Raw genomic sequence first — 456 nt, forward strand, 5'->3', positions numbered from 1 at the left:
GGCGCACACACGAGCCGTCATTGAGCCAAAGTCGGGCTCGCTTCGGCTGTCGAACTGGAACCTTAAGCCCCTCCCGCTGCCAGATCCGTTCGACCCGCTTTACGTTGACCGTCCAGCCATCGCGACGCAGCAGCGCGGTGATCCGACCGTACCCGTAGCGCCCATACTGCAGAGCCAGCGCGACGATGGCGGCGGTCAGTGCGGCCTCGTCCTCGACCACGACGGCGCGTTTGCGCTGTGTCGAGCGGTGCTGACCGAGAACACGGCAAGCGAACCGCTCCGACACGCCATGCTCGGCCACGACGTAGTCGACACAAGCCCGGCGGCGAGCCGGGCTCAGAAGTTTCCCGAAGCCGCCTCCTTCAGGATGAGCTTCTCCAGGGTCAGGTCGGAGATCGCCCGGCGGAGGCGCTGGTTCTCAGTCTCCAGAGACTTCAGCCGCTTGACCTGATCTCC

1 pseudogene is annotated in these 456 nt (G+C 65.6%); it reads right to left on the minus strand.

Features of this window, described 5'->3' with window-relative positions:
* A pseudogene (locus MKK75_RS05470) lies at nt 1-456 on the minus strand (IS3 family transposase); the annotation flags it as partial.

The sequence above is a fragment of the Methylobacterium sp. J-030 genome, assembly GCF_022829545.1.
In the GTDB taxonomy this organism is placed as follows: Bacteria; Pseudomonadota; Alphaproteobacteria; order Rhizobiales; family Beijerinckiaceae; genus Methylobacterium.